A 6019-nucleotide genomic window follows, 5' to 3' on the forward strand; every position below is an offset into this window, starting at 1 on the left:
GCCGGAGACAGATCAAATGACCGAGACAACAACGCAAGAGGTGCCGGAAATGGCACCTCCCCCGTCAGGCCTGTTCAGGCGGGATCCCAATGATCCCGGGACCCTGCCGCTTCTTCTGATCATCCCATCGCAAGTCCTGCTGATGGGAATGATGGTCTTTCCCTTCCTTTTGGAGCTCTGGATCAGCCTGACCAATTGGCAACCCACCTTCGGATCGCTTTGGGAGGCCGAATTCATCAGCTATTTCAACTACGAGGAGCTCATCCTCTATGAGCCACGCTTTCTGCAGGCCCTGGGGCGCACATTGCTTTTCGCCGTGATCTGCCTGTCTCTTGAATTCCTGCTTGGGCTCGGGCTGGCCATTTTGTTCCTCAAAGCCATTCCGGCGCGCAAACTTCTGTTTTCCCTGTTGCTCAGCCCAATGATGATCATGCCGGTAGTGGTCGGCTACACTTGGTTCATGCTGTTTCAGACCAATGGGCCGATCAATCAGATCATCGGTTGGATTTCCCTGCAGGGAGATCTGCCGCAGGTCGAGTGGTTCCGGCATGATGCCACTGCTTTTGCCTCCATTGTGGTGGCCGAGGTCTGGCATTGGACCCCTCTGTTCTTTTTGGTGCTTTTGTCGGGCCTGAATGCGGTTCCGCAAAACCCGATCCGGGCTGCGGTGATGCTGGGAGCGGGGCCTCTGCGGATATTCTGGTCGGTGGTGCTGCCAAATCTATTGCCGGTCATCATCATCGCCTTTGTCATCCGGTCGATGGAGATCCTCAAGATCTTTGACGAGATCTTTTTGATGACACGGGGCGGCCCCGGCACCGCCACTGAGATGGTCAGCCAGTATCTATACAAGCTCGCATTTCAGGATTTCCGGCTCGCCTATGCCGCCGCTGCGGCCTTCATCGTGCTGGTCCTTACAGTCATCGGGGTCAACCTGATGCTGCGCCCGATCACCCGCCAAATCCTGAGGGAGGAATAACAATGTTTGTCAGCAAGAAAATGACCTGGTGGGCCTGGGTCGCACTGGCCTTGGCGCTGTTCTTTGCGGTCTTTCCGATTTTCTGGATCGTCTCAACAGCTTTCAAGCCATCAACCGAATGGGTCGCCATACCTCCGGTCTGGATCTCCGGGCAGCCAACATTGGACAATTTTAGCGCGGTGTTCATCTCACAGGCCGGAGCGGCAGAGACAGCAGCCACAGCGGTCAGTGAAACCGGCTGGCGCGCCATTTTCGGTTCGATCATCATCAGTATCTGTGCCACCGCCCTGTCGATCTCGGTCGGGCTGGCGGCCTCCCTGGCGATTTCGCGCTATCGTTTTGGCGGCAATTCCACACCACTGATGATCCTCAGCGGTCGCATGTTCCCCCCGATCGCAATCGCAATCCCCTTTTTGGTGATGTTCAATTCCATTGGGCTGATCGATACCTATCTGGGGCTGATCCTATGTTATGCGGCCTTCACCCTGCCCTTCTCGGTCTGGATGATCAAAAGCTTCATCGACGACCTGCCACAAGAGATCGAAGAAGCCGCCATGCTGGATGGGCTCAGCCGGGTGCAAGCGCATATCCGCTTTACCATTCCCCTCATTCGTGGCGGGCTGATCTCCACATCGCTCTTCATATTCATACTGAACTGGAGCGAATTCCTCTTTGGCCTCGTGCTCACCGCCAAGGATGTGGTGACGATCCCGGTCCAACTATCCAAATATTTCGCCGCCACGGCCGGCCAGCTCTATGGCGTGCAAGCGGCCCTTGCCGTTGTTGCCGTGCTGCCGCTGGTGGTGATCGGCTACTTCATCCAGACCCACCTGGTGCGGGGTCTGACCTTTGGTGCAGTCAAAAGGTGATCCCATGACAAAATTACAAATCAAAGATCTGCGTAAGACCTATGGCGCCTTCACCGCAGTTGAAGGTTTGGACCTGTCAATCGAACAAGGTGAGACTGTTGCTTTGCTCGGCCCCTCGGGCTGCGGTAAATCCACCACGCTCAATATGATCGTCGGCCTCACGGACCCCAGCAGCGGCGACATCCGCATCGATGGACGCTCGATGCTTGGCGTGCCACCTGGCAAGCGCGGGATTGGGCTGGTGTTTCAGGACTACGCCGTATTCGGCAATATGACGGTGCGCGAAAATCTGAGTTTCGGCCTGAAGGTCCGTCGCATGACCAAACGCGATATTGCCAAAGAAGTCGAAAAGACTGCCGATCTGATGGGGCTGAGCAATAGTCTGGACAGCCCGACATCAGTAATGGGCGGATCGCAGCTGCAGCGCGTTGCCCTGGGGCGCACCCTGGTCACCAACCCTTCGATCCTGTTGCTGGACGAACCCTTGTCAAACCTCGAAGCCGCGATGCGCAATGAAATGCGTCAGGAGCTTCGGCGGATCCAGAAGCAGACCGGACAGACCGTGATCTATGTGACGCACGACCAGATTGAGGCTCTGTCGCTGGCGCATCGCATTGCGGTCATGGATCGCGGCAGGCTTGTCCACTATGGCGACACCCATGAAGTCTATCACTTCCCAAAAGAAACCTTTGTTGGCGGTTTCCTAGGAGACCCGCCAATGAACTTTCTGCCCGGCACCGTCCAGGCAAGCCAGACCGGGCATCGCGTCGACATCGGCTGTGCTACGATCGATGTCGAAGCAACCCCGCTGGGTCTTTCGCTGCAGAGCGGTAGCAAAGTGACCCTTGGAGTGCGACCGGAGTCCATAGATCTTCTGGACGTGGGCGCAACCGATCTAGGCGCAGAGATCCTGCTGATCGAACAGTTGGGCGCCGATACCATTGTTACGCTTCTTCTCGGCACACATGAACTCAAGCTCCGCTCGACGCAGAATGTCAGCCATCACATCGGAGATAGATGCAGCCTCTGCTTTCATCCCGGCATGGTCAGCCTGTTTGACGCAGAAACCGGGGTCAAGCTTATGGCATCCCCTGTCAGCAAGGAGATCGCAGCATGAATGCTCTAGAAATCCACAGCCTCAGCAAGCGGTTTGGCAAGACCACAGCGCTTGAGAACGTCAGCCTGACGGTTCCCAAGGGGGATCTGGTCGTATTGTTGGGGCCCACAGGTGCCGGCAAGACCACGCTGCAAAGGCTGGTCGCCGGGCTGGAAGCCCCGGACGCAGGCCAAATCCTGATCAACGGCAAGGACGTGACCGGATTGCAGCCCAATCAAAGGCCGGTTTCCATGGTGTTCGAGAGCCTCGCGCTCTACCCCAACCTGACCGCCTTTGAAAACATCGCCCACCCTTTGCGCATCCAGGGAATGGCCGCGCAAGACATTGAGGCAAAGGTCAGAGGACTCTCTGAAATTCTTCATATCTGCCATATACTTGACCGTAAGCCTGCTTCGTTTAGCGGCGGCGAAAAACAGCGCATCGCCATTGGCCGCGCCCTCGCGAAACCGGCGGGCATCTACCTTTTGGATGAGCCGCTTTCCAGCTTGGACGCCGTGCTGCGCAGCCAGTTGCGGTCCGAATTGAAACGGCTGCTTTCCACCACCGGCCACAGCATCATCTTCGCCACCCCGGACTATACGGAAGCCCTGGCTTTGGGGGATAATGTCAATGTGATGATGGGGGGCGGATCGTTCAATCCAGGAGCGCAAATGAGCTTTACTCCATACCACAAACCACGGAGATTGCCCAATTCGTCGGTAATCCTCCAATCAATCTCATACCCGCCCAAATCCGGACCCAAGCCAGCGGAGGGGCTGAGGCCCATCTGGCCGGATTGACATTCGAGCTGCCTCAAAAGACCGCGACCTCCTGTGATGGCACCGTACTGCTGGGCATTCGCCCGGAAGACATTGGGGTCTTCAAGGTCGAAAGCGCCGAACCAGGGGCACAAACCGCGCGTGTCATTGACATGGAGCCCCTTGGAAACAGGACCACGCTGATACTGGATATCAACGGATTTCAAATGACCGCTTCAGTTGAAACTGAGGATGATCTGCACTCACTCTCGGCAGTAGCCGTAGAAATGGAGCCTAGCCGGTTTCACCTCTTCTCATGCGCTGGCCAGCGCTTAGGCTAAAGGCAAGAGTGCTCAGCTTTGGCTGCTCTCTTCCTTGTTCAGGTAATGCGGTGCCAAACTGATGGTCTCAAGGCATTTGTCTAGTATCTTAAGCTCTCGGACCAGGTGATCCGCCAGCCGACGTACCTTTGTCGGCTGGCGCGCCAGCGGCGGGAAGACAAGCTGCAGATCGACATTGGGCGGACAAAAACCGATCAGCAAAGGAACCAGACGGCCGTAATTGATATCTTCTGCCACGTCCCACGCCGATTTCAGGGCAATTCCCTTTCCCTCCAATGCCCATCTGCGTAGCACTTCACCGTCATTGGTTGCCCGAGATCCGTTGACCCGCAGAGTCAGCGCCTTGGCATTTTCGACAAAGGTCCATGAATCATTCTTGTCACCCAGAGAGGACAATAGCATGCAGTCATGCCCGGCCAGATCCTTTGGATGCTCTGGGACCCCCATGCACGCGACATACTCGGGAGAGGCTACCGGAATACGCTTGTTGGAAGAAATCCTGCGAATGCGGAGGCTGCTGTCCATCAGCGCGCCATAGCGCACCGCAATATCGATGCCGCGTTCGGTCAGATCCGCCACCCGGTCCGTACAGACCAGATCCACCGAAATGCCCGGATTGCTCTCCACAAAGCGGTCCAGCGACGGCGCAATATAGTTCCGCCCCAAATCGACAGGTGCAGTAACCTTGATCACCCCGGACAATTCTCGCTTCTCGCGTGAGATATGCTCGTCAAAGGCGGCCAGGTCGTTCAGGACATTCGAGGCAAGCTCAAGAAACTCCTCCCCGGCCGGGGTCAGATGCATCTGACGCGTTGTCCTGCGAAACAGAGTTGCGCCAACGGATCGTTCCATCGCCGCCAGCCGCAGGGAAGCGGATCCCGGCGAAATCCCCATATCGCCCGCCGCCGCACTGAGAGAGCCCAGTTCAACGATCCGCTTGAACAGTTTCAGGTCAGATACCTTCTCGATCATATTATTTTAGAATCCTAAAAGGTTTTGTGCATTTGATATTATTAACAAGAATTACTAAAAAAGCGAAGGTCCAATCGAACAGGCAAACATTCCCTGCCTGACGCATAACCAATTCGAAAGGACCTTTCATGCGCGAGACCCTATTCAAGCCGCTAGAGCTCGGAAACCTCAACCTGCCGAACCGCATTGCCCTTGCGCCGATGACGCGGGCCCGCACGACCCAGCCGGGCGATATTCCTAATGCCATGATGGCCGAGTATTACGCACAACGCTCTGGCGCCGGATTGATCATTTCCGAAGCCACCCAGATTTCCGGCCAGGGCAAAGGCTATTCCTTCACGCCGGGCATCTTCACCCAGGATCAGATCGAGGGCTGGAAGCTGGTCACCGATGCGGTGCACAAATCGGGCGGGCGCATCTTTCTGCAACTCTGGCACGTGGGCCGGATGAGCCATGAGAGCTTTCACACCGATGGTAAACCCGTGGCGCCTTCCGCGTTGTCGCCCGATGCCCAGGTCTGGATCGTAGACCCTGATACCGGCGAAGGAGGAATGGTGGATTGCCCTGTTCCACGCGCGCTCAGCGAAGCTGAAATCAAAGAGGTCATCCAGGACTACCGCCAGGGTGCAGCCAATGCCATCGCTGCCGGTTTTGACGGTGTCGAAATCCACGGTGCCAATGGCTACTTGATCGACGCGTTCCTGCGGCGCTCCTCGAACCAGCGCACCGATGCTTACGGCGGGACGCAAGAAAACCGTATCCGCTTCCTGCGTGAGGTTACAGAGGCCGTCGCCGGTGAAATCGGGGCCGATAGGACCGGTATCCGGCTGTCTCCCTATATCACTCAGCGGAATATGGCGGATGATGAGATCATTGAAGTGATCCTGAAGGCCGCCGGTGCCCTGAACGACATTGGCATTGCCTATATCCACCTTTCCGAAGCCGATTGGGACGATGCCCCCATCGTACCCGAACAATTCCGCCACGATCTGCGCAAGGCCTAT

The 6019-nt window shown here is 56.7% G+C and carries 7 protein-coding genes; 6 read left to right on the top strand and 1 reads right to left on the bottom strand.

The genetic code is table 11. From position 1 onward, the window contains the following. Positions 1-16 precede the first annotated feature (16 nt). The 5 genes from RSK20926_RS05635 to RSK20926_RS22010 are packed head-to-tail and all read left to right on the top strand — an operon-like array spanning position 17 to position 4043. Positions 17-979, top strand: a complete 963-nt coding sequence (locus RSK20926_RS05635) for a carbohydrate ABC transporter permease (RefSeq protein ID WP_008204996.1) — start codon at positions 17-19, stop codon at positions 977-979. A 2-nt stretch (positions 980-981) separates the two neighbouring features. After that, complete coding sequence (locus tag RSK20926_RS05640) at positions 982-1848, top strand: carbohydrate ABC transporter permease (RefSeq protein WP_008204997.1); 867 nt, start codon at positions 982-984, stop codon at positions 1846-1848. Between the two features lie 4 nt (positions 1849-1852). After that, positions 1853-2965 (top strand): ABC transporter ATP-binding protein, encoded by a 1113-nt coding sequence (locus RSK20926_RS05645; protein WP_008204998.1) that lies wholly within the window; start codon positions 1853-1855, stop codon positions 2963-2965. Then, positions 2962-3744 carry an ABC transporter ATP-binding protein gene (locus RSK20926_RS05650; RefSeq protein WP_008204999.1) on the top strand — a complete coding sequence of 261 codons (783 nt, stop codon included), beginning with the start codon at positions 2962-2964 and terminating at the stop codon, positions 3742-3744. Before RSK20926_RS05645 ends, RSK20926_RS05650 begins: the two co-directional genes overlap by 4 nt. Further along, a complete protein-coding gene (locus RSK20926_RS22010; RefSeq protein ID WP_232281852.1) occupies positions 3696-4043 on the top strand; it encodes a TOBE domain-containing protein in 348 nt (115 codons plus the stop codon). The genes RSK20926_RS05650 and RSK20926_RS22010 overlap by 49 nt, the downstream gene beginning before the upstream one ends. A 12-nt stretch (positions 4044-4055) precedes the next feature. On the opposite strand, the gene RSK20926_RS05655 is transcribed toward RSK20926_RS22010, so the two are convergent. After that, positions 4056-5015 (bottom strand): LysR family transcriptional regulator, encoded by a 960-nt coding sequence (locus RSK20926_RS05655; protein ID WP_008205001.1) that lies wholly within the window; start codon positions 5013-5015, stop codon positions 4056-4058. A 128-nt stretch (positions 5016-5143) separates the two neighbouring features. On the opposite strand from RSK20926_RS05655, the gene RSK20926_RS05660 reads away from it, so the two are divergent. Then, a partial coding sequence (locus RSK20926_RS05660) for an alkene reductase (RefSeq protein WP_008205002.1) occupies positions 5144-6019 on the top strand: 876 nt, incomplete at its 3' end.

The sequence above is a fragment of the Roseobacter sp. SK209-2-6 genome, from assembly GCF_000169455.1.
In the GTDB taxonomy this organism is placed as follows: Bacteria; Pseudomonadota; Alphaproteobacteria; order Rhodobacterales; family Rhodobacteraceae; genus Pseudophaeobacter.

Coding starts and splice junctions, on each gene's coding strand:
- RSK20926_RS05635 (WP_008204996.1), top strand. CDS start 17: ATGACCGAGACAACAACGCAAGAGGTGCCGGAAATGGCACCTCCCCCG.
- RSK20926_RS05655 (WP_008205001.1), bottom strand. CDS start 5,015: ATGATCGAGAAGGTATCTGACCTGAAACTGTTCAAGCGGATCGTTGAA.
- RSK20926_RS05650 (WP_008204999.1), top strand. CDS start 2,962: ATGAATGCTCTAGAAATCCACAGCCTCAGCAAGCGGTTTGGCAAGACC.
- RSK20926_RS05640 (WP_008204997.1), top strand. CDS start 982: ATGTTTGTCAGCAAGAAAATGACCTGGTGGGCCTGGGTCGCACTGGCC.
- RSK20926_RS05645 (WP_008204998.1), top strand. CDS start 1,853: ATGACAAAATTACAAATCAAAGATCTGCGTAAGACCTATGGCGCCTTC.